Genomic DNA, 22,840 nt, shown 5'->3' with positions numbered 1-22,840 from the left:
AATCGCGTGGAGTATCCGGCCGGATTTCAGCGCCGAGACGACGAGGGAGCAGCACATGGACGACGACATCGAAAACACACCGCGGCTCACGGCGTTTCCGCGCATCGACGACTACGGTTTCATTTCCGACTGCGAGGTCACCGCACTCATCGCCCCCAGCGGAGCCATCGAGTGGATGTGTCTGCCTCGCATGGACTCCCCCAGTGTCTTCGCAGCCATACTCGATCGTGCCGCCGGTTCGTTTCGATTCGCCCCGGCCGATTTGACGGTGCCCACCGATCGCCGCTACGTCCCCGGCACGATGGTCATGGAGACGAGTTGGCGCAGCGGCGAAGGGTGGGCGACGGTTCGCGATGTGCTGCTGGTCGGCCCCTGGCGACACCATACGCCCGGCCGTAGCGCCCATCGTCGAACTCCCACCGACTACGATGCCGAGCACATTTTGCTGCGCACGGTGCACTGCGAGACCGGGCAAATCCAGTTCGGACTCGACTGCCAGCCGTCCTTCGACTACGGCAGGCGGCGCGCTCATTGGGAGTACCTCGACAGTTACCACCTCGCGCAGGCCGGCGCCGACGGGAACGATCTGCAACTGACACTCAGCACGGACATGCGCTTGGGGCTGGAAGGTACGCACGCGCTTGCGCGCACGCTGCTGAAGGCGGGTGACACACGCTTCTGCGCACTCTCCTGGGGTAGCTGCGACGCGCCCCGCGCTATCGAAGAGGCCGACGAACGGCTGCTGCAGACAATCCACCATTGGCGGCACTGGCTGGCCGGCGGACGATTTCCGGACCATCCGTGGGCCGCCCAGCTGACCCGCAGCGCGCTGACCCTCAAGGGACTGACCTTCGCACCCACCGGCGCCATCAGCGCCGCTGCCACCACATCATTGCCCGAAACCCCAGGCGGACAACGCAATTGGGACTATCGCTACTCGTGGATACGCGACTCCGCCTTCGCGCTGTGGGGCCTGTACACACTGGGCTTCAGCTGGGAGGCGAACGATTTCTTCTCCTACATCGTCAACTTGACCGAAGACGTCCGGGACATGCAGATCGTCTACGGCATCGGCGGTGAAAGCGACCTCACCGAGCAGACCCTCACCCACCTGCGCGGCTACGAAAATGCCGGTCCCGTGCGCATCGGCAACGACGCGTACCGGCAACGCCAGCACGATGTGTGGGGCGCCGCGCTGGACGCGGTATATCTCTACGCCCGCAACCAAGACCAAATCGACGCGCGAGCCTGGCTGGTGCTGAGCCGGGCGGTCAAAAGCGCCCTCACCCACTGGCGCAAGCCCGACCACGGCATATGGGAAGTACGCGGGGAGCCCCAACACTTCACCTCCAGCAAGGTGATGTGCTGGGTTGCCGCCGATCGCGGTGCCCGGCTGGCCCGCATCCACCAGGACTTCGAACGCGCGCATCGCTGGCAACACGCCGCGGACGAAATCCACGCCGATATCTGCGCTCATGCGGTCGACTCCCGGCAGGTGTTCACCCAGTACTACGGCAGCACGGCGCTGGATGCTTCGACCCTGCTCATCCCGCTGGTTCGTTTCCTGCCCCCCGACGACGATCGGGTACGCAACACCGTGTTGGCCATCGCCGACGAATTGACCGAGGACGACCTCGTATTGCGGTACCGCGTCGGTGAAACCGACGACGGCTGCACCGGGGAAGAAGGCGCCTTCACGATCTGCTCGTTCTGGCTGGTCTCGGCGCTGTCGGAGATCGGCGAAAAAGAGCGAGCCAAACAGCTGTGCGAGAAGCTGCTCGCCTACGCCAGCCCACTCGGCCTCTACGCCGAGGAAATCGACCCCCGAACCGGTCGGCATTGGGGCAACTTCCCCCAGGCATTCACCCACCTCGCGCTGATCAACGCCGTAATGCACGTCATCCAAGACGAACAGGCCGTGCTGCGGCAGGCGCTCGGCGGGGAATCCATCGCCCCACGACTCGACGATGCAGCTTTCACACTGGGATATATGCACCGCTGACCCGGACGAGTTCATCCGGGTTCGGCGAATTCTCTGCAGCCGTCGGGAGCCGCGGTCCGCCGTGCACGGCGTCCGCTGTCAGCTCCCCACCGAGCATTCGAAGCGGACGACGCGTGGACGTTCGACGCCGCTGCTCAGTCGGCGCGAATTCCGGAGGCGAGAAAGATCGGGATGGCGACGAAGAGCCGATCGTCGCGTGCCCTGGCCACCTGGTCGTCGAGCCAGGCGCCTGCTCCGCCGATATTGGCGAGCATCGGCAGGGACGTGGCGTCTGTCCGCACAATCGTGTGGACCTCGACGGTGACGTCGGTGAACCCGTTGTCCAGCAGGAGGTTCCGATATCGGCGGGCGACCCGCGGGTTCGGCATACCGTCCGCGCGAGCATGGACGAGCGCGCGGGTGAGTTCGGGATCATCGGAGTCGATGACGAATGTGTCCCAATCTTGGCCGAGGAGCACCGCTCGGCCGTTTCCGGCCAGGACCCGGCGCGCCTCGATGACGGCTCGCTCGGGCTCGGCGAGGACGTGCAGGACCTTGTCGGCGCGGTAGCCGGTGACCGAGCCGTCGTCTAGAGGCAGCGCGGTGGCGTCGGCGACATGGAATTCGCTGGTGGGCCAGCGCTCGATGGCGATCTCGATCATGGCGGGGTCCAGGTCGATGCCGATGGCCCGCACGCCACGGGCGACCAATTCACCGACGGCGCGCCCGCCTCCGCAGCCGACGTCCACAACGGTGTCGCCGAGCGCTTGGTAAGAGCGTTCCCGCAGGTCACGAACCTGTGGCAGGTCGTCGAAGGCATCTAGCATGGCAAGTAACGTGGACATGGCCGTCAGTGTGCGACTTGATGTCGACATGAAGTCAAGCGGCGAGGTGGCGGCTCAGTTCGGGCGGATCAAAGCATCCGATCGGACCCGATCCCGCCCGCGTCGAGGGCGTTGACAGACATCAACTGCACTGATAGTTGTGTGCTATGACCGGACCGGAGGATTTCGACTTCGAAACTGCCTACCAAGGCACCGGCGGCCCATTCGGGCCGGGCGTCAAACCGCCGTGGAGTATCGGGGAACCGCAGCCCGAACTCGCCGCGCTGATCCAGCAGGGCAAATTCCATGGCGATGTCCTCGATGTCGGATGCGGGGAGGCGGCGATCTCGCTGTATCTGGCCGAACAGGGCTACACCACCGTCGGACTGGATCTGTCGCCGACCGCGATCGAGCTGGCCCGTGCCGAGGCCACCCGACGCGGCCTGGCCAACGCCTCCTTCGAGGTCGCCGATATCAGTTCCTTTACCGGCTACGACGGCCGCTTCGGCACCATTGTCGACAGCACGCTGTTCCATTCCATACCGGTCGAGTCGCGGGCCGGCTACCAGGAGTCGATCGTGCGCGCCGCAGCACCGGGCGCGTCCTATTACGCGCTGGTATTCGATCGGGCCGCGCTGCCCGACGCACCCGTACCGGGCCCCGCACCGGTCACCGCCGACGAGCTTCGTGCAGCGGTGGAGAAGTACTGGGTGGTCGATGAGATCAGACCGGCGCGTATCCATGGCTACCTGCCCGAAGGCGACATCGGACTGTCTGCGGACGGCCCGCGGTTCCGATTCGAGGGCATCCGCGACGAGCCGGCCGGCCGCAAATCGGTCCCGGCCTGGCTGCTGTGCGCCCACTTGGGTTGATTCCGCCACAGTGAGGTCGCCGGGCACGCTCGCCCGACGGAGGCACCGTCAGCGATCGACAAACACGCTGTGGGTGGGAAAAGATCGCCGTTTCGCGCGGCCCGAACCCGCCGAGATCTCCGGACAGCAGTAGTCGGGCCGGATGACTGGGTTTCAGGAGATCGGACACCCGGTGGTTTCGACGGCCATGGCGCACAGGACCTCGGTCAGGCGCGCCACCGAGGGCGAAATCGTGCCGGAAAGGCGCGCGAGCACGATGCGGCGTTGTTCGGACAGCGGCGCCGGTCGCAGTGCCGACTGGCCTTTGGCATCTCTGCGATCGGCGCAATGGGCGTACGCGTCGATCAGTTCTCGGATGGCGAGCCGGTCGGCGGCTTCCTGCGGCGAAATCGTCGAGTGGGAGGTCATGGGAATCCCCTTCGTGCCGGATGAGCACTAATTGACAGATTTATAAAGCACTCGACACAGTTCGTCGCGCACAGCTTCGCCGGAGCCATCAAGGCGTGGCTCGCCGACGACAGCGTCACCAAACAAGATCTGGTCGACGCGGCGGTCGCGTGCACGCCCGTCTGGTGGAGTTGACCGCGCCGCGGCCGCTGTAGTAGCGCACTTTGCGCGTATGGCGTCGGTGACCATCCGGACGATCACCTCGGCGGTGATCGCCGGAATCGCCGGATCGGATCGAACCACACACCGGGTCTCACCGTGGGCCGCTCAGCGATAACTGCCTCATCTGACCGGTTCGCGGCGGGTGAATATCCGGAACTTCTGGTTCTGGCCCAACAGGATTCGACTCGCTGTGATACGGCGTAGGTGCGCGTTTGCACAGAATTAACGTAGAGGGCACACGACCGCAGCCGACAGCACTCCGCCGACCATTAAGCTCGATGACGCGTTTTCGACACGCACATCGGCATCACCGGAAGAGCGGAGTGGCCCGAACGGTTCCCAGCCCCCGCGGATGCCGACAGACCACAATGCATCGCGGCACCATCACACCGACCGTTCAACTGAATCGGCAGTCTGTCCTGAACCCAGCGACAACGCGGAGACCTCATGTTCCACGCCGACCTGCAATCCGACCGCCACCTGAACGCCCGCATCATGACACCGGGCCAACTCGCCAGCTGCACATCCGCGGCCGGAGCGACACCGTCGCAAAGAATTCCGCTGTCAGCCCACAGCGCGCCGTCCAGGCAACTCAGCTCGCTCGATGTCCTGCTGCTCGATGCCGAATCACCCACGATGCTGCTGCACGTCGGGTCGGTCACGCTGTTGGAGCCAACCACCGGAGGTGGTGCGCTGGACGTCACGACACTGCGCCGGTTGATCGCGAGCCGACTCCATCTGATCGCCCCCCTGAGGTGGCGATTGCACACCGTGCCGTTGGGTCTCGACCTCCCCTATTGGGATGACAGCGACACCATCGACCTCGGATATCACGTGCGCGATACGCGCCTGCCCGAGGGATCGACCGACGAGGCGCTGGCCGAGCTCGCCGCCCGCCTGCACGCACAGCCGCTCGACCGAAGTCGACCGCTGTGGGAATGCCACCTCATCTCGGGGTTGGCCGGAGGCCGCCAAGCCATCTACACCAAGGTGCACCACGCACTCATCGATGGCGTGTCCGGAGCGGAGGTCATGGCCGCGGTCTTCGACATCGTGCCCGAGTCCCAGCCCGTGCCGCCGCCGACCGACGGCCTCCGATTGGCACGAACACCCAATCCCGCCGAAATACTCGGCCGCGGCATCGCACACACGATGACCCGCCAAGCCGATCGAGCGCGCCTGCCGCTGCGCCTGGGACCGATGCTGCCGAACGCCCTCACCGACATGCGCAAAGCCAATCCCACGCTGCCGGGCAACGGCCCCAATGGCACCGAGCGGTCCTTCGCCTTCGTCTCGGTATCGCTCGACGCAGTAAAACAAGTCAAGAACAGCTTCGGCGGCACCGTCAACGACGTGGTAATGACATTGTGCACCAGCGCATTTCGCCGCTGGCTGCTGGCGCACGACGCACCGGCCGACGACCCGGCCGTCGCCGCGATCCCGGTATCGGTGCGCACCCCCGAGCAACTCGGGACCGCGGGCAACCAGTTCTCCATCATGTTGTGCGAACTACCCATCGGCGAATCCGACCCGCAACACCGCATGAAACTCACCCACGCCGCAATGCTCGCCGCCAAGGACCGCTTCCAAGCCACGCCACCGGCTCTGCTGCACTACGCCACCGCGGCCCTACCGCAGATCCTGCACGGCCTGGCCACCCGCCTACTTCTGCGCGTCGCCGCCCCCGCACTCCCCGTGGCCAATATGGTCGTCTCCAACGTGCCCGGACCGCAGATACCGTTGTACGCCGGCGGAATTCAGGTGGCCGGAAGCTACCCGATCTCCGTACTCACCGACCTGTCGGGCCCGCTCAACATCACCGTCATGTCCTATAACGGCCACCTCGACTTCGGCATCCTCGCCTGCACCGACACCATCCCGGACGTCTGGAACATCGCCACCTACCTACAAGAGGCGCTCACCGAACTAGTGGGTGCGCCCGTCGGTTCGGAGGGCTGCCAGGCGGTGGGGGCGTTGAGGTAGGGCGCGCCCTTGGCCGTCGATTCGCGCTGTGCCACGCCTTCGACGGCATAGGCGTCGGCCGTGGCGGCCTTCCCGGGCCAGGCAATCGCACGGTCGATGCCTGTCTCGTCGTGTTCGGCCTTGTCGGCGGACGAGGTCGTTCTTGCGGCGGAAGCTGTCGATGTCCAGGACACTGTGCCAGGTATCCGCGTACTTCCCGACCAGCGGCAACGTTTTCCGCTCCCCGGATCGGCCGATGAGAACCGGGATGTGCCGCACCGGCGCAGGCCGCAGCTGCCGCAGGCGTCGCTGATGCGTTCGAGGCCTTGTTCGAACAACCGCATTCGGGAGCCGAGAGTGCCGTAGTCATAGCCGTCAACGGCGTAATCTTTTCGTACCAGCCGGAACCGAGTCCGAGGATCAACCGGCCGCCGCTGATGTGATCGACAGTGCGGGCCACATCGGCGAGCAGGTCGGGATTGCGGTAGCCGATGCCGGTGACCAGGGTGCCGATCTCTACCCGGTTGGTGATCTCACCCCATGACGCAAGCGCGGTCCAGGCTTCGCATCCGCATCTGCTGCCAACGCTGGATTCCGCGGCGGCTTCCCGGCTCGCTGCCGGATCTGCTTATCGCTGCCAGAGGCAGAGCCGATGGTGAACCGGGATGCCCCGCAGCGGAATTCGGTTGGAACGGACTGCGGTGTCGGCGACGTACCCGACGCCGGACGAACGGATCTATCCGATGAATACGAAATGGGGAGATGTGATGTCGGAACTGTCTGGACTCTCGGCCTTGGTAACCGGCGGCACCAGCGGAATCGGGCGGGCCACCGCGCTGACATTGGCTCGGCGCGGAGCCCGGGTGGCATTGTCCGGGCGCGATGAGCAGCGCGGTGAGCAGGTGGTCGCCGAGATCGAGGCATTCGGTGGAACCGCAGTGTTCATCCCGGCGGACCTGCGGGGCGAGGCATCCGCGCGGGCGCTGGCCCGGGACACGGTCGCCCGGTTCGGCCAGGTCGATGTGCTGGTCAACAATGCGGGCATCTATCCGTCCGGTCCGACGGAGCAGATGACCGAAGCCGATTTCGACGCGGTGTACGCCATCAATGTCAAGGCGCCGTTCTTCCTGGTGGCCGAACTCGCCCCGCAGATGGCCGCGCGCGGCCACGGCGCCATCGTCAACGTCACCACCATGGCCGCCGAATTCGGTGTTGCGGGGACGAGCCTGTATGGGTCCAGCAAGGCGGCCGTGGTGTTGCTGACCAAGGCATGGACTGCCGAGTACGGGTCCCGCGGGGTACGGGTCAACGCGGTCAGCCCCGGCCCCACCCGTACCGAGGGCACCGCGGCATACAACGGCCTCGACGAGCTGGCGGCGAGCACACCGGCGGGACGACCGGGAACGCCGGAGGAGATCGCCGAAGCCATCGCCTTCTTGGCCGAGGGCCGGGCGGACTTCGTCTACGGTGCGATCCTGCCGGTCGACGGCGGGCGCACCGCCGTCTGACCGGGCACCGGTCCATGAAGGGCGAGAGGGTCGTGCCGGGATAGGCCTGGTCGGCCACCACCCACCGCCGCTCAGTTGGGGGCCACCGGCATGCAGATCACTCGCATCGGTTTCGGCGCGTGGGCGATCGGCGGCGAGTGGGAGTTCGGGTGGGGTCCGCAGCGGGACGCGGATTCGGCCGCGACGATTCAGCACACACTCGACCGCGGGATCAACCGGATCGATACCGCGGCCGCATACGGCTTCGGCCGTTCCGAGTACGTCGTCGGTGATGCGCTGCGCGACAACGACCTCTACCGGCAATGGGCCAGCGTTGCACCCCCGGCCGATACGGGATCGCTGCGTGCGGATCTGCGAAACCTGTTGTGGCCGTGGACGCAACCGGTGGCTCGCCGACCGTACGGCCGCGTCATCGCCGGGCTGCTCGTCGAGGTGCTCACCACACCGGACTTCGCGCTCGAATACCGCGCCCGCTTCGTCGAACACCGTCGAGACCTGGGGCGACTGATCCTGCAACGTGCCCGCGGCGAACGAAACACCAGCTACGTCGTCGACGCCGTCACCGCACAACTGCACCACACCGCCGCGCTGCTGCGGAAAGTCCACGACGACGTCGATGCCGAAGACCCGTCCACCGCCGACCAGTTGCACGACATCATCCACCGCGTCGAAAAGCAGGCATGGATGCTCAGTGCGGAAAACCGCATCGCATAAAGGCGTCCCGGTCTCAGGGAATCACCAGCGGCGCATACGCATTCACGCTCTACCTGACCCTTTGGCAGCCGAATATCCTGCGTGCCAGCGATATTCGATATGTCCCCATGATCGGGAATACCGAACCGACGTCGGCAACCGATGCCATCGGGTTTACTTGCGGGACCCAGCCCTCGCTGCAACGGAGCGTCTACGTGGGGTCAGATTCATCGGCAACCGCCCGACACAGTGGCATCGTCCCACCTGGTTTCATCGACCTCAGACCGGGTACCGGCGAATTCCTTGTGGTGGCAGTGGATTTCGACCTCAGCAGCCGCGGAGAGGCCGGGTTTCGCGAACTCGCGGCGCAGCTGCCCGAACCGGTGACGGTCTGGCTCACCGCCCAGCCGCCCGCGAACGTCGCCGATACGGCCTCGGGCGCGGCCTACACCGCGTGGTGGTGGGACCGGCTCGCCGCCGCCGGAGCGGAGATCGATGCGGTGCTCGGCTATTGCGCGGGCAGCGTATTCGCCTCCGCGCTCGCCGACGAGGTGGCGCAGCAGCAGGGCCGCCGACCCGCCACCGTGGTGTTCAATCCCGGTCGGCCCACCAAGGATTCGGTGTTCCGTGACATGAGCACCACCCTGACCGCGCTGTCCCCACTATCGGCCGCCGAACGCGATGACCTCATCGGCGAGGCGAACAGCCTGCTGCGGGAGTGGCCGCGCGATCTTCCCGGCATCCTCGATCGGCTCCTGGCGCTCTATCGCGACGCCGCGCACGATGCCTTTGAACGTGTCGGCATCGCACCGGATGTCGGCGCCGAGCTGATCGATGTGTTCGCCTCGTACACCGCGTATCTGCGGGCGGCGTCAACCATGGCACCGCAACCGCAGTGGTCGTCGGCGACCGCCGTGCTCTCGGTGGAAGACGACGGGGAACCGGGTTTCACCGCGCATCGCATCCCCACCGCGGTCGGCCGCCGCGATCTGTTGCGCACACCCGAGGTCGCACGCCTGGTCCTGAACGCGATGCAGCCGGAAGGTAGGAGATGACATGGCGACCGGCACATCCACTGTCGCAGAACTGTTCCGCGAGCGGGTACGCCTGATCGGCGACGCCACCGCTGTCGTCCACCCCCACGGCCGACTCAGCTACCGCCAACTCGACGATGTCTCCACCCGTCAGGCCCGAGCGCTGCACCGCCACGGCGTGCGCCGTGGCCACCTCGTCGGGGTGTATCTCGACAATTCCGTCGATCTGGTCATCGCGTTGCTCGCGATCGTCAAGAGCGGGGCGAGCTATCTGCCGCTGGCAGTGACCGATCCGCCGCTGCGTACCGAGACGCTCCTGCGGGCAGCGGAGCCGAAACTCGTTCTGGCCGATCGGCACAGCCCGCAGTGGCTGTCCGAACGAGCTTACGTGGTCTCGGTGGGCGTGGCGTCCGACGACGAGGATCTGCCCGCCAGTCCGCTGCTCGCCCCAGCGCTACAGGATGCCGCGTACGTCATCCATACGTCCGGTTCCACTGGCGAACCGAAGGGCGTCGTCATCGAACACGGCGCCCTCGCAACATATTTACGGTGGGCGGTGACGTCGTATCCGGGCCTCGCCGGTGTGGTGCGAGTACATTCCTCGCCGGCGTTCGATATGGCGGTGACAAGTCTGTTCGGTCCGCTGGTCGCGGGGGGAACGCTCGATATCGCATCCCTCGACGACCGCGGCGAAATCCATGACATACCTACCTTTCTCAAGGTGACTCCCGCGCACCTGCCGCTGTTGCGCTCCGCATTCCCACACTGTGCGCCCACGGCGGACCTCATCGTCGGCGGTGAAGCGCTCACCGGTGCGATGCTCGCCGACTGGCGACGGGAGAACCCCACCGCCACCGTCGTCAATGAGTACGGGCCGACCGAGGCCGCGGTGGGCTGTTGTGTGCACCGGGTGGCGCCCGGCGATGCACTCGAACCCGGGCCGGTCCCCATCGGCCTGGCCACCCAGGGCACCCGGCTGTACCTGCTCGATTCCCGACTCGGTCCAGTCGGCGAGGGTGAGTTGTACATCGCCGGGCCACAACTCGCGCGCGGCTATCTGCGCAGGCCCGGACTCACCGCCGCCGCCTTCGTGGCCGACCCGTTCGGGCCGCCCGGCACTCGGATGTACCGCAGCGGCGACCGTATCCGCCGCCGAGACGATGACCTGCTCGAGTTCGCGGGACGGATCGATGACCAGTTGGCCATCAACGGTTTTCGGGTCGAGCCGGGCGAAATCGCCGATATGCTCACCCGCGCCCCCGACGTGGATCAAGCCGCGGTGGTCGCCCGCGAGGACGAATCCGCGGGCACAGCGCTCATCGCCTACGCGACACCGGCACCGGGCACCACGCCGACCGCGGCCGCGCTGCGGGATTACCTGGCAGATCGGCTTCCGGGACACCTGGTCCCGACGACCATCGTGCTGCTCGAGGCGTTTCCCCTCACCCCGAACGGCAAGCTCGACTACGCCGCACTGCCCGAAGAAACGGAAGGCGTTGGGCAGCAATCGGATTCGTCGACGGCACCGCAGACGCCCACGGAACAGCTCGTGTGTGAGCTCATGGCGGAGCTGCTCGAACTCGAAGCGGTCGGTGTCGACGACGATTTCTTCGCCCTCGGCGGCACCAGCCTCGCCGCCGCACGCCTGGTGACCCGAGCCCGCCGCAGCGGCGTGGACTTCACCCTCACCGACGTGCTGAGCCACCGGACCGTGCGCAGATTGCTCGATCGCCCCTTCCGCCCGGCCCGGCAGTGAGGAGACGACATGGCATCGACGCTCCCCACCGAACCAGCCCACCTCGGTCCCGTTGCGGGCACCCTGGAAACCAACGGACGCACCTCGGCCGCGATCTATCCGCTCCCGGACCACCTGCTCGACATCCCCGCCTGGGCCCGGCGGCATCGCGCGGAGATCCGGGACGCGCTGGCCCGATTCGGAGTGGTGCTGCTGCGCAACATCACCGTGGACCTCGATCTCTTCGGGCAGATCGTCGCGGCCGTCGGCGGCGATCCGCTGCCCTACCGCGACCGGTCCACGCCCCGCTCCCACGTCGACGGCAACATCTACACCTCCACGGAATATCCTGCGGACCAGCGGATTCCACTGCACAACGAGAACTCCTACGCCGACGTCTGGCCCGAGCTGCTGTTCTTTTTCTGCGCCGCACCCGCCCCACACGGCGGTGCGACGCCGGTCGCCGACAGTCGCGTGGTATTCGACCGGATCGACACCGATATCCGGACGCGGTTCGCCGACGGCATCGTCTACACCCGGACCTACCGTGACGAATTGGGACTGGGTTGGCAGGAGGCGTTCCAGACCGATTCGCGGTCCGAAGTCGAGGAGTATTGCGCCCGCCACGGTCAGCAATGCGAATGGGACGGCCCGATCCTGCGAACCCGATTCCACCGGCCTACCTGGCGTACCGACGCGGCTTCCGGCAGCACGGTGTGGTTCAACCAGGCCCACTTGTTCCACGTGTCGGCGCTGGACGAGGAGATCCGCGAGGCACTGCTGCTGAGCTATCCCGACGGTGATCTCCCCCGCAACGCCTATCACGGCGACGGCAGTCCACTGGCCGCGGACGATCTCGAACGCATCGACGAGGTCTACCGGGAATGCGCCCTCACGATCCCGTGGCAGCGCGGCGATCTGATGGTGGTCGACAATATGGTGGCTGCGCACGGCCGTATGCCGTATCGCGGCGCGCGGCGCGTGCTGGTGGCCATGACATGAGCGGCGACATCACCGAACAGGGCGTGGCAGTCTATGCGGCGTCTTTCGGCCAGCGTCGGCTGTGGTACACCGAGCGCCTCGAGCCCGCGAGCCCGATCGCCAACGTGCCCTTGGCGATACGGCTGCGCGGGACCTTCGACCCCGTCGCGTGGCAGCAGGCGGTCGATGTGGTGGTGCGGCGGCACGACACGCTGCGTACCTGTCTCGCCGATCGCGGCGGGGCGCCGGAACAGGTGGTCCTCGACACCTGCCGGGTACGCGTCGAGGTCGAAGCGATCCCTGAATCGGCTGCCCCGCACTTCCTGGACCGGTTCGCGACCACCCCGTTCGATCCGACGGTCGCGCCGCTGCTGCGCATGGCCATCGCCCGCTTCGCCGAAGATGATCACCTGCTGGTGATCACCATGCACCATGCCATTACCGACGGCTGGTCGTACGGCGTGCTGCTGCGCGAACTTTCCGACAGCTATGTCGCGATTCGCGCGGGTGCGATCCCGAATCCGCCCGAACTGGCAGTGCAGTACGGCGACTATGCCGAGTGGCAGCAGGATACGGTCGCGGCGGGCCGGTGGGCGGATCAGGCCGACTTCTGGCGCGCCGAACTCGCGGACGTGCCGCTCGTGTTGGGTTTGCCGACCGACCATCCACGGCCATCGGTGCGGTCATCGGCGGGTGAAGCGATTCCGTTCGTGGTGCCCGCGCCGACCGCCGCGGGCATTCGAGAGGCCGCGCGCCGACTCGGCGGCACAGTGCATATGGCACTGATGGCCGCGTTCCAGGCGCTGCTCGCCGACATCGCCGGTCAGGACCGGTTCGTCGTCGGCACGGCGGTGTCCGGCCGCAGCCCCGCGGCGGTGGAGAACCTGATCGGATTCTTCGTCAACACTGTTCCCGTCAGCGCGGACTGTTCGGGCAGACCAACATTTGCGGAGCTGTTCGGCCGAGTCCGGGAACGGCTGCTGCGTGCCTACGCCAATCAAGATCTGCCGCTGGAGCACATCGTGGACGCCGTGCGCCCGCCGCGGGATCCGGCACGCACTCCGCTATTCCAGACCATCCTCACCTACGGCCCGCACCCACTCACCGAACTCCGCCTGCCCGATGTCGAGCTGGAGTACGTCGCCATCGCCCCATCCGGCGGCTGCCATTCCGACCTCGACCTCATCGTCTACGACGATGGAAAGCACTTGCAGGGCTATCTGATTCGACCCGCCACCCTCATCGACCACGAACGTGCGTCCGAATGGTTGGCCGAACTGCTCGAGCTGCTGGCGGATATCGGCGCCGGCGTGCACCGTGCGCTCTGCACGAACGCCCGTCCGACGCAGACGATCCCAGCGCCGGAAACCGCTCCCGCCGACGCGGTGGCCGCCGACGGTCCACGAACCGACCTGCAGCGGTTCGTCGCCGACATCTGGGCGCGGTTGCTCGGGCTGGACCACGTCGGCGTGCATGACGACCTGTTCGCCTGCGGCGGTGACTCGCTGCAGGCCATCCGGCTGCTCAGCCGGGTCGAAACCGGGACCGGACGCAGTATCGGACTGGCCGATTTCCTCCGCACGCCGACCGTCGCCGGGCTCGCCGCGCTGTTGGCCACGAATCCCACAGCGGCCGAGACGGATTCGGTACCGATCGGCCCATCCGAACGCATTCCCGCCCGCGTGTCGTACGGTCAGCACCGCCTCTGGTTCATGCAGCGTCTGGAACCCGACAGCACCACCTACACCGTGCCGGTGGCCGCCAGAGTGCGGGGTGTATTGGATCTCGCGGCGCTGCAACGGGCGGTCGAGGTGATCGTGGCAAGGCACGATGTCCTTCGCACGCGCTTCGCCGACACGGGGAGCATTCCGGAACAGATCATCGAAGCCGACTTCCGGATATCAATCCGGGTCGAAGATATAACCGAGACTGCCGCAGCGGATTTCGTCGACCAGGTCGCCGGCACCCCATTCGACTTGACGACGCTCCCGTTGCTCCGCATCGCCGTCGCGAGATTCGGCGACACCGATCATCTACTGGTTGTCGCAATGCACCATGCCATCACCGACGGCTGGTCCATCGACGTGCTGTTCCGCGAATTGTCGCTCTGCTACAACGCTTTTCAGGCGAATACAACACCCGCACTGCCGGACGTTGTGATCCGCTACGGCGATTACGCGGAATGGCAGCGCGCCATGATCGAGGCGCGAGGGTGGGATGGCCAGTCGTCGTTCTGGCGCACCGAACTGGCCGACTGGCCGCTGACACTGGACCTACCGACCGATCGACCGCGACCGGCCGTCCGGACCGCGCACGGACAATCTCGGCATTTCGTGATCCCCGCGGCCACCACGGCCGGTATCCGCGCGGCGGCCCGGCGGTACGGCGGCACAGTGCACATGGTGCTGATGGCCGCGTTCCAGACGGTGCTGGCCGAACTCGGCGGACAGGATCGTTTCGTCGTCGGCACCGCGGTATCGGGACGTGGCCCTGCCGCGCTCGACAATGTCGTCGGATTCTTCGTCAACACCATTCCGATCAAGGCGGACTGTTCGGGAGCCCCCGAACGGCCCGAGCTTTTCGACCGGGTCCGGCGAAACCTGCTGCGCGCCTATACGAATCAGGATCTTCCACTGGAGAGCATCGTCGCGGCGGTACGCCCACCCCGCGACCTCGGCCGCACTCCGCTCTTCCAAACCGTGCTGACTTTCGCGACCGATCCCTGCGCCGAATTGCGACTCGGCGCAACGCATATCGAATCGCATCCGGTGCTGCAGCACACCGCCCGCACCGATCTGACGGTGGAGGTCCACGACACCACACCGGCGTTGGACGGCGTGGTGGAGTTCAGCACCGACCTGTTCGACCCGGTGACCGTCGCCTCGTTCATCGACCGCCTGCTGGAGGAGCTCGCCGAGTGGAACCGCTGACCGATATGACCTGCGCGGGCATCACCGCATATCTCACCCGGATGTGGTCCGCGATCCTCGATCTCGACGCGGTCGGCCCGGATGACAACTTCTTCGACCTGGGCGGAACGTCGTTCCAACTGCTCATGGTGAAGGACCGCCTCGACACCGAGTTGGGCATCACCACCGAGCTGATGAGCTTCTTCCGTCATCCCACGGTGGCGGAGCTGGCCGACTACCTCTACGGGAGGACACGATGACGGTGGACGACGCAATCGCGGTGGTGGGTATGGCGGGCCGTTTTCCCGGCGCCGCCGACGTGGCCGAGTTCTGGCAGAACCTGGTGGCGGGCAAGGAGTCTCTGGTCCACCCGGCAACCGGCACGCCAGCAGACGCCTACGGCGTACTGGCCGACATCGACCTGTTCGATGCCGAGTTCTTCAAGTTCGCACCGGCCGAGGCCGAACTCCTCGATCCGCAGCACCGGCTGTTCCTCGAATGCGCATGGCATGCCTTGGAGCACGCGGGCTGCCCGCCGGACCGCTATGGCGCGCAGACCGGAGTCTTCGCCTCCGCCAGCCCGAGCACATATCTGCTGCGGACCCTGCTCACCCGATTCCAGCACGCGAATCCCACCGAGCAGCACCGCATCCTGCTGGCCACCGACAAGGACTACCTCGCCACCCGCACCTCCTACAAGCTCGACCTGCAGGGGCCAAGCATCGGCGTGCAGACGGCATGCTCGTCGTCGCTGGTCGCGGTGCATCTCGCGGCCCGCGCGCTGGCCGCGGGCGACTGCGGGGTCGCGGTGGTCGGCGGGGCCACCGTATTCCTTCCGCAGGTGACCCTGCAGGAGCATGTGGACGGCGCCATTATCTCCGCCGATGGGCACTGCCGCCCGTTCGACGCCGCGGCCACCGGTGCGGTCGGCGGCAACGGGGTGGCTGCGGTGGTACTGCGCCGCGTCGCCGACGCCGTCCGCGACGGCAATCCGATTCGCGCGGTAATCCTCGGTTCCGCGGTCGAGAACGACGGGCGGCGCAAGGTCGGCTACGCCGCGCCCGGCTGGGAAGGCCAGGTGCGGACCGTATCCCGCGCGCTCGAGCGCGCGGGTGTCGCGAGTACCGATATCGGATACGTGGAAGCCCACGGCACCGGTACCCCGATCGGTGATCCGCTCGAGGTTTCGGCGCTGGCCGAAGCGTTCGGGCGGCACCGCGACGGTGCGGCGACACCCGGCGACTGTCTGCTCGGTTCGGTCAAGTCGAATATCGGGCATCTGGACGCCACCGCGGGCGTGACCGGCCTCATCAAGGCGGTACTCGCGCTGGAGCACGGAATCATCCCGGGCACAGTGCATTTCCGGGAGCCCAACCCGAACTTCGAGTGGGATCGCTCCCCGTTCGCCGTCAACGCATCGGTGGTGGAGTGGCCGAGATCCCGCGCGCAGCGCCGCTGCGGCGTAAGCAGTCTCGGTATCGGCGGCACCAATGCCCATGTGGTGCTGGGGGGTTGGGCCGAAACCGCACGCCCGCGCACCGAACGTTCGTCTCATGTGGTGACGTTCTCGGCGCACTCCACTGCCGCCCTGACGGCCCGGACCAAGGACCTGCGCACATATCTCGAGACCAACCCCGACACCGATCCGGCCGATATCGCCCGCACCACTCAGGTCGGCCGCAGTGCACTGCCGCACCGTCGTTTCGTGATCGCACACAATCGCTCCGAATTGGTGGCGGCACTCGCCGACACCCCGGCCGTCGGCACGCCCGCGGCGTCGAAGGCGAAGGTGGCGTTCCTCTTTCCCGGTCACGGCGGACAGTACCCCGACCTCGGCGCTCGGCTGTGGCCCGACTTCGAAGTCTTCCGCGATGCGCACCAGGAGTGTCTCGAGCTGCTCGACGCCGCCTCCGATCGACCACTGAAAACGTTGTTGTCCGAAGCGGACCGGATGGACGACACGCTGGTCGCGCAGCCCGCACTGTTCGCGGTCGAATACGCGCTCGCCCGCACCTGGCTGCACCTCGGAGTGCGTCCGGCGAGCATGATCGGCCACAGCCTCGGCGAATATGTCGCGGCGGTGATCGCGGGCGTGCTGACCGTCGAGGATGCGGCGCGGCTGGTGCTCGCCCGCGCCGAGCTGATGCAGGAACTCGCGCCGGGGGCCATGCTCGCCGCCGCCATCAGTGAGGAAGACGCCGCCCGGTTCGTGGCCGCGGGGGCGGATCTGGCGGCCGTCAACGCCGCGAAATCCTGTGTGCTTTCCGGGTCCGTCGAGGTCGTCGACGCGATCGCCGAGGATCTGACCGCCGCGGGCATCCCCTTCCGACGCCTGGCGGTGTCGCGGGCCTTCCACAGCCGGATGACCGACAGCTGCCTCGACGGCCTGCGTGCGCAGTTCGCCCGAATCTCCTTGCGGCCACCCGACATTCCCTTCGCATCCAATGTCACCGGCAGCTGGATCACCGACGAGCAGGCGACGAGTCCGGACTACTGGATCGAACAGACACGGCGCACTGTCCGGTTCGCCGAGGGTTTGGCCACCGTATTCGCGTCGGGTCCGAATACCGTGGTGGAATTGGGGCCCGGCCGGGCCTTGAGCAGGCTGGCACAGCGCGATCCGGCGCGGCCGGAAGGCGTTCAGGTCCTCGCGGCCCTGCCCGCACCACCTGACGAGGAATCCGAATCCAATTGTCTGTCAACGGCATTGGCAGCGGCATGGACCGCGGGCGCGCCGGTAGACTGGTCGGCGCTGTGGGAAAGCGACGGGCCGTCGGTCGCGATCGACCTGCCTGCCTACCCGTTCCAGCGCACCCGTCACTGGCCGTCCGAAGCACCCTCGGAATCCCGCGCCGCACCGACTCCGGTGTCCACACAACCACAGACCGACCCGCAACCGTCCCGCTCGGACACCGCAGAACTGCTCGCGGCGGTTCGCTCCACGTACGCGGATACGATCGGACGTCCGCTCGACGACACCGCGAACTTCTTCGACGCGGGCGGAGATTCGCTGGTGGCAGTGCAGGCGGTACTGGCGCTGCGCGCCGAACTGGGCCGGGAGCTGTCATTGCGCGAATTCGTCGACAACCCCAGTATCGAGCAGCTGGCAACCCTGCTGGCCGACCGCACAACCGCCGTCCCCACATCCCGGCCAGCCGTGACGACACCTGCCACCGATCCTTCGGCCCAGACATGTGCGGTGACACCGACGGTAACCGTGCGCGACAGGGCCTCCGCCGCGCCCGGACCGCGGTCGGGCCCGCAGTTCAGCGTGTTCTTCTTCTCCGCCGACTCCGTCGAGGGCGACCGCTACGGGCTGATCCTCGACTGCGCGCAGCGCGCCGACGAACTCGGCTACACCGCGATCTGGACACCGGAACGCCACTTCCACCAATTCGGCGACCTGTTTCCGAACCCCTCGGTGCTGGCGGCGGGAATCGCGACCCGCACCAACAGGATTCACCTACGTGCGGGCAGTGTTGTCGCGCCACTGCATCATCCGGCACGGGTCGCCGAGGAGTGGGCGATCGTGGACAACCTCTCGGGCGGCCGGGTCGGACTCGGATTCGCGCCGGGCTTCCTTCCGTTGGACTTCGTCTTCGGCCAGGCCGCCTACGAGCGCAGGCAGCAGATCCTGCTGGACCGTGTCGAGAAGGTGCGCAAGCTGTGGCGCGGCGAATCGATCGATGACGTCAACGGTTTGGGTGAGCGGGTGCGTCTGCGCACCTTCCCCCGGCCGGTCCAGCCCGAACTACCCGTGTGGCTCACTGCGGCCACCAACCCCGCGACCTTCGCCGCGGCGGGACGGTCGGGCTACAACGTGCTCACCGCGCTGATCAACCTGGACGTGACCGAACTGGAAGAGCGGATCGTCGCCTATCGCGCCGGACGCGCGGAGGGCGGCCTCGACCCGGCCGCGGGCATTGTCACCGTCATGGTGCACGCCTACCTGGGCGCCGGTGACGACGACGCGGTGCGCGCGGTGGTGGAGCGACCCTTCCGCGATTACCTCTGGGCGAATTCGGAAATCATCAAGTCCGCGGCCAAGGCGGTGCTCGGCGACCTCGATCTGGATCAGCTCACGGCCGCCGACCGGGACACCCTGATGGACTTCGCTTTCGCGCGGTACTGGGGATCGAGCGCGCTGCTCGGCGGCGCGGATACCTTCCGAGCCAGGACACAGCGACTGGCGGATATGGGCGTCGACGAGATCGCCTGCCTGGTGGACTTCGGTCTCGACCGTAGCACCGTAGTCGCCGGTTTGGAGCGCATAGCCGAAACGATGGCGCTGCGGGCCGTGCCCCGGGTATGACGACGCGCCCGCCCGCGCACGCATCGACCGGCCAACTGCGGCTCTTTCTCGGCGGACAGGCGGTGTCACTGCTGGGCGACGGGCTCGCACTGTTGGTGGTGCCGCTGCTGGCCCTCGAGCTGAGCAGCAGCCCGGTGGTTTCCGGCATATCGGCGGCCTCGGTGACCATCGGCTACCTCTGTGTCGGCGTGCCCGCCGGCGTCGTCGTCGACCGGTTCGGTCCGTGGCGGGTGCTCGTCGCGATGGACGCACTGCGCGCCGTACTGTTCACCGCGCTCTACGCGCTGGCTGTAACCGATCTGCTGACGGTGCCCCTGCTGCTCACGCTGGGTCTGCTGGCGGGTGCTGGCCATGTGTTCTTCGAGACCGCGGTCACGGTGGCGGTGAAGGACCTGTGTGCCGATCGTGATCTGCTCCGGGCCAACTCGGTGCTCGAGGTGAGCAGTCAGCTGGCCCTGGTACTGGGACCGGTCACCGTCGGTGCGCTGGCGGCCACGGTCGGTCTGGATGCGGCGTTGCTCGCCGATGCCGTTACCTTCCTGGTGTCGCTGGCGAGCCTGCTCGCCGTGTGGTCGCTCCGGTCTCCGGTGCGGCTACCGGTGTCGCAGCTGCGAATCGGTGATATCTGGCGCGAATTCCGTGCCGGCTTGCGGTATCTGCTGTCGATCCGGATCCTCGTGGTGTTGACCGCCCTGCAGATGGTGGTGAATTTCGGTCTGGCCGTGGAGAAGCTGCTCTTCTTCTACGCCAAGGACACACTCGGACTGGCCACCTCGCTGGTGAGTGTGGTGGTGGCCGCCGGTGGTGTCGGCGGACTTGTCGGCGCGCTGACAGCGCCATGGTTCGGATATCGGCTCGGACATCTGCGGGTGTTCGCCGGTGGCGTTTTGCTCGCCGGAATCGCCACGGCCGCTATGAGTCTGGCGCATACGTGGCTGGTGCTGGCGGCGGCGAACGCGGTCTACCTCTGGGCATTGGTCACCGCGAGCCTGGTGAACCGCACCCAGCGGCAGCTGATGGTGCGTAGCGATATGCTCGGGCGGGTGACCAGCACCGTGAAACTGCTGTTCCTGGCGGTGGATCCGATCGGCGTATTGGTCGCGGGCAGTCTCACGCTCGCGCTCGGCGGCGATCCTCGGTTCGTATTTCTCGGTGCGGGAGTGCTGGTGGCGGGTGCCGCGATCGCGGCGTGGTACTCCGGACTGCGGAGCTATCGCCGCGCCGAAATGAGCAATCTGCGGTAGTCGCGCAAGGTCGGCGTCATGGTCCTTGCCTCCGAAACCAATACTTGCGCGGCCTCGGCCCCCAGTTCCGCGACCAAATCCGGTTCAGCATCGATGATCCGGTCGTACACCGCGGTCTGCCGCTCACACCAGCCCGCGGGTTCCCGGCAGCTGAGCACCTCCCACCCCGCCGCCGTCAGCAGCGTCGCATAGGACAGATAGCTCGGCTCCCAGGTCGAGATCACCCAGCGCGCCCCCGGCTCGAGCAACCGCGCCACTTCCCGCATGGCGGCGGCCTTGTCGAGGACCATCCACAGCGAATCGATGCTCACGGCGCCCTGGAACGAGCCCGCGGGCAACCCGGTATCGAGGAAATCACCGACGACGAAGCTCGCCGTCCCGCCCGGATAGAGTGTCGGAGCGCGCTTTTGGGCCGCGGCGACCGCTTCCGGGAGCAAATCCACGCCGACCAGATCGACCCCGGCGTGCCGGGCGATCCACAGGCCCGGTCCACCGCGTCCACACCCCACATCGACGATGCGGTCGCCCGGACCCACGTCCAGCCAGCGCCGTAAAGACCCCAGTTCCCCGGCGGAACTGAAGCCCAACGGTTCCAGCCCGTCCGGGAGGTCCGCGCCATAGCACTCCTGCCAGATCGCCGTGAGTGTCGGGCTCCAGTCCCCCGCGGCGTACACCGGGCGGTACCTGGCCTCGTCCGCGAGCGGAGCATCCGGCTCCGACGCCGCGGATTCCGTTGTCACAGTATCGCCTTGGTGAGTGGTGCCTCGAGATCGGCGGCCGCGCGCACCCGCGTGGTGCACGTCTGCGACAGCGGCACATAGTCGTCGGTGGAATAGCTGCCCGACCCGTGCACGACCACCTCCGCCCCCGCGGGCACCAAACCGCGATCGATGGCATTCATGACGCCGGTCAAGGCCATCACCAGCGACCATTCCCGCAGTGCGGCGGTGGCGACGGGCAGCGCGATATCCACTGCGGCCAAGCGGGCCCGCAACTCGTCGTACCTGGCCAGGCATTCCCGCCGCGATACCACGATGCCGTCACCCCCGTGCCGTTCGATGATCGCGTTCATGGTCGGCGACGTCGCCGGTCGGCGCGTATAGAAGGTGCTGTCCAAATCCTCGGTGGGATTGTCGGTGACCGCCGGAAAGTGCGGATCATCCTGCTGCACATACGCTTTCGCGGATTCGTCCCGAACATAGCGCGGCGGGAAATCGCCGTCGGACCGCGCACGAAGCAGGCTCGTCACCATATCGGGCGTGCGCAAATGTTGCACCAGCAGGAATTGCGGATGGTCCGGATCCGTCTCGGGGTGGCGCACTCGCCTGCCGAGGTGGTATCCGAGCAGCCCGAACGCGCTCGATACGGCGTGCGCGTGCAGTCGTCCCCGCGGCGGTGCCGCACCCGATACATCCGCTTCGAAGAAGGCGCGCGCGGTGTCGGCGACAATGTAATTGGCCAAATCCATTGTGTACCAGAGCCGAACGCCCCGATCCCGCTCGAAGGAGTCCGCGGCCGCGTGCACGAAGTCGGCGGCCAACGCCTTGACCCCGTCCGACCGCTCACCGTCGTAGAGCAGAATCGGATTGCGCCGCAACAACTCCGAATCCTCGGACAGTTCGGAAGCCCACAACTTGGGCAGCGACCCCGCGGGTACGACCACGGCGATACTCAACTGCGCGGGCGATACCAGACCGAGGCGGATCGCCCGCAGCACCGCATCGCGCAATGCGGTGCCCTTGTTCGCCGATGTCGGCGTCACGATCATCACCCGTTCGCCGGTTCGCTGGATATGCGCCACCGCCCTGGCCACGATGAGCACCGAGGCGAATGTTTTCGTGGTCCGCGTGGACGCGGTGCAGCGCAAATCCAGCAGCCGCAGCTCCCGGCCCGCGTGCGAACCCAGCCCGACCATCCGCATGCGAGCGGTTCCCAGCAACCGCGCCAGCGGCTCGGTCAGCTCGGGAAGCTCCGGATCAATCGGCAACCCCGGTGTATTCGGAGTTCCGTTCTCGGACCGGTAGAGCCGGGCCGCGGTGCGCAGGTCCTCGTAATAGCGGACCAGCACACTGTCGCCGTCGATATCCACCGGAAGTGCGGTCTGTTCGATCACCATCGGTTCTCCAATACGGGCGACAACGCTGTAATGCAGCCTCCCCGAAAGGATATCGACGCG

16 protein-coding genes and 1 pseudogene are annotated in these 22,840 nt (G+C 66.9%); 12 read left to right on the top strand and 5 right to left on the bottom strand.

Annotated features, from left to right (window positions below; all coding sequences use genetic code 11):
• Window positions 1–55: 55 nt before the first annotated feature.
• On the top strand, window positions 56–2,002 hold the full coding sequence (locus AB0L58_RS17095; protein ID WP_364387507.1) for a glycoside hydrolase family 15 protein: 1,947 nt from the start codon (window positions 56–58) through the stop codon (window positions 2,000–2,002).
• Between the two features lie 134 nt (window positions 2,003–2,136).
• On the opposite strand, the gene AB0L58_RS17090 is transcribed toward AB0L58_RS17095, so the two are convergent.
• The gene (locus AB0L58_RS17090; protein WP_364387505.1) at window positions 2,137–2,826 is read right to left on the bottom strand and encodes a methyltransferase domain-containing protein; all 690 of its coding nucleotides are present in this window, start codon (window positions 2,824–2,826) and stop codon (window positions 2,137–2,139) included.
• 146 nt (window positions 2,827–2,972) lie between these two features.
• Between AB0L58_RS17090 and AB0L58_RS17085 the strand changes: the two genes are divergently transcribed.
• The gene (locus AB0L58_RS17085) at window positions 2,973–3,677 is read left to right on the top strand and encodes a class I SAM-dependent methyltransferase (protein WP_364387503.1); all 705 of its coding nucleotides are present in this window, start codon (window positions 2,973–2,975) and stop codon (window positions 3,675–3,677) included.
• A 153-nt stretch (window positions 3,678–3,830) separates the two neighbouring features.
• Here the strand turns inward: AB0L58_RS17085 and AB0L58_RS17080 are convergent, their stop codons facing one another.
• Entirely contained in the window at window positions 3,831–4,085 is a 255-nt protein-coding gene (locus tag AB0L58_RS17080) for a hypothetical protein (RefSeq protein ID WP_364387501.1), read from the bottom strand.
• Window positions 4,086–4,733: 648 nt separating this feature from the next.
• Between AB0L58_RS17080 and AB0L58_RS17075 the strand changes: the two genes are divergently transcribed.
• The gene (locus AB0L58_RS17075) at window positions 4,734–6,269 is read left to right on the top strand and encodes a wax ester/triacylglycerol synthase family O-acyltransferase (protein ID WP_364387499.1); all 1,536 of its coding nucleotides are present in this window, start codon (window positions 4,734–4,736) and stop codon (window positions 6,267–6,269) included.
• A 129-nt stretch (window positions 6,270–6,398) separates the two neighbouring features.
• On the opposite strand, the pseudogene AB0L58_RS17070 reads toward AB0L58_RS17075, so the two are convergent.
• Window positions 6,399–6,807, bottom strand: a pseudogene (locus tag AB0L58_RS17070) (LLM class flavin-dependent oxidoreductase); the annotation flags it as partial.
• A gap of 208 nt (window positions 6,808–7,015) precedes the next feature.
• Here AB0L58_RS17070 and AB0L58_RS17065 point away from each other — a divergent pair.
• The 9 genes from AB0L58_RS17065 to AB0L58_RS17025 all read left to right on the top strand — a co-directional run bounded on the left by AB0L58_RS17065 (window position 7,016) and on the right by AB0L58_RS17025 (window position 20,664).
• Window positions 7,016–7,756, top strand: a complete 741-nt coding sequence (locus AB0L58_RS17065) for an SDR family oxidoreductase (protein WP_364387497.1) — start codon at window positions 7,016–7,018, stop codon at window positions 7,754–7,756.
• A gap of 90 nt (window positions 7,757–7,846) precedes the next feature.
• Window positions 7,847–8,470: an aldo/keto reductase gene (locus AB0L58_RS17060; protein WP_364387495.1), complete on the top strand. Its 624-nt coding sequence runs from the start codon at window positions 7,847–7,849 to the stop codon at window positions 8,468–8,470.
• Between the two features lie 194 nt (window positions 8,471–8,664).
• Complete coding sequence (locus AB0L58_RS17055) at window positions 8,665–9,504, top strand: hypothetical protein (RefSeq protein ID WP_364387493.1); 840 nt, start codon at window positions 8,665–8,667, stop codon at window positions 9,502–9,504.
• A 1-nt stretch (window position 9,505) separates the two neighbouring features.
• Window positions 9,506–11,239 (top strand): non-ribosomal peptide synthetase, encoded by a 1,734-nt coding sequence (locus AB0L58_RS17050; RefSeq protein WP_364387491.1) that lies wholly within the window; start codon window positions 9,506–9,508, stop codon window positions 11,237–11,239.
• Window positions 11,240–11,248: 9 nt separating this feature from the next.
• Window positions 11,249–12,220, top strand: a complete 972-nt coding sequence (locus AB0L58_RS17045; protein WP_364387489.1) for a TauD/TfdA family dioxygenase — start codon at window positions 11,249–11,251, stop codon at window positions 12,218–12,220.
• Window positions 12,217–15,129 (top strand): condensation domain-containing protein, encoded by a 2,913-nt coding sequence (locus AB0L58_RS17040; protein ID WP_364387487.1) that lies wholly within the window; start codon window positions 12,217–12,219, stop codon window positions 15,127–15,129. Before AB0L58_RS17045 ends, AB0L58_RS17040 begins: the two co-directional genes overlap by 4 nt.
• Window positions 15,117–15,368 (top strand): acyl carrier protein, encoded by a 252-nt coding sequence (locus AB0L58_RS17035; protein ID WP_364387485.1) that lies wholly within the window; start codon window positions 15,117–15,119, stop codon window positions 15,366–15,368. Before AB0L58_RS17040 ends, AB0L58_RS17035 begins: the two co-directional genes overlap by 13 nt.
• Window positions 15,365–19,420, top strand: a complete 4,056-nt coding sequence (locus AB0L58_RS17030) for a MupA/Atu3671 family FMN-dependent luciferase-like monooxygenase (protein WP_364387483.1) — start codon at window positions 15,365–15,367, stop codon at window positions 19,418–19,420. Before AB0L58_RS17035 ends, AB0L58_RS17030 begins: the two co-directional genes overlap by 4 nt.
• Complete coding sequence (locus tag AB0L58_RS17025; RefSeq protein WP_364387481.1) at window positions 19,417–20,664, top strand: MFS transporter; 1,248 nt, start codon at window positions 19,417–19,419, stop codon at window positions 20,662–20,664. The genes AB0L58_RS17030 and AB0L58_RS17025 overlap by 4 nt, the downstream gene beginning before the upstream one ends.
• Here the strand turns inward: AB0L58_RS17025 and AB0L58_RS17020 are convergent.
• Together AB0L58_RS17020 and AB0L58_RS17015 are read right to left on the bottom strand one after the other, a co-directional pair.
• Entirely contained in the window at window positions 20,631–21,404 is a 774-nt protein-coding gene (locus tag AB0L58_RS17020) for a class I SAM-dependent methyltransferase (protein WP_364387479.1), read from the bottom strand. The two genes, AB0L58_RS17025 and AB0L58_RS17020, sit on opposite strands and share 34 nt — an antisense overlap.
• Window positions 21,401–22,780 carry a DUF6002 family protein gene (locus AB0L58_RS17015; RefSeq protein WP_364387477.1) on the bottom strand — a complete coding sequence of 460 codons (1,380 nt, stop codon included), beginning with the start codon at window positions 22,778–22,780 and terminating at the stop codon, window positions 21,401–21,403. Before AB0L58_RS17015 ends, AB0L58_RS17020 begins: the two co-directional genes overlap by 4 nt.
• Window positions 22,781–22,840: the final 60 nt, after the last annotated feature.

Origin of the sequence: Nocardia sp. NPDC052112 (assembly GCF_040680135.1) — a bacterium.
GTDB lineage: Bacteria > Actinomycetota > Actinomycetes > Mycobacteriales > Mycobacteriaceae > Nocardia.
This window is presented reverse-complemented; position numbering and strand designations above follow the sequence as displayed.

Coding starts and splice junctions, on each gene's coding strand:
- AB0L58_RS17095 (WP_364387507.1), top strand. CDS start 56: ATGGACGACGACATCGAAAACACACCGCGGCTCACGGCGTTTCCGCGC.
- AB0L58_RS17090 (WP_364387505.1), bottom strand. CDS start 2,826: ATGTCCACGTTACTTGCCATGCTAGATGCCTTCGACGACCTGCCACAG.
- AB0L58_RS17085 (WP_364387503.1), top strand. CDS start 2,973: ATGACCGGACCGGAGGATTTCGACTTCGAAACTGCCTACCAAGGCACC.
- AB0L58_RS17080 (WP_364387501.1), bottom strand. CDS start 4,085: ATGACCTCCCACTCGACGATTTCGCCGCAGGAAGCCGCCGACCGGCTC.
- AB0L58_RS17075 (WP_364387499.1), top strand. CDS start 4,734: ATGTTCCACGCCGACCTGCAATCCGACCGCCACCTGAACGCCCGCATC.
- AB0L58_RS17065 (WP_364387497.1), top strand. CDS start 7,016: ATGTCGGAACTGTCTGGACTCTCGGCCTTGGTAACCGGCGGCACCAGC.
- AB0L58_RS17060 (WP_364387495.1), top strand. CDS start 7,847: ATGCAGATCACTCGCATCGGTTTCGGCGCGTGGGCGATCGGCGGCGAG.
- AB0L58_RS17050 (WP_364387491.1), top strand. CDS start 9,506: ATGGCGACCGGCACATCCACTGTCGCAGAACTGTTCCGCGAGCGGGTA.
- AB0L58_RS17045 (WP_364387489.1), top strand. CDS start 11,249: ATGGCATCGACGCTCCCCACCGAACCAGCCCACCTCGGTCCCGTTGCG.
- AB0L58_RS17040 (WP_364387487.1), top strand. CDS start 12,217: ATGAGCGGCGACATCACCGAACAGGGCGTGGCAGTCTATGCGGCGTCT.
- AB0L58_RS17030 (WP_364387483.1), top strand. CDS start 15,365: ATGACGGTGGACGACGCAATCGCGGTGGTGGGTATGGCGGGCCGTTTT.
- AB0L58_RS17025 (WP_364387481.1), top strand. CDS start 19,417: ATGACGACGCGCCCGCCCGCGCACGCATCGACCGGCCAACTGCGGCTC.
- AB0L58_RS17015 (WP_364387477.1), bottom strand. CDS start 22,780: ATGGTGATCGAACAGACCGCACTTCCGGTGGATATCGACGGCGACAGT.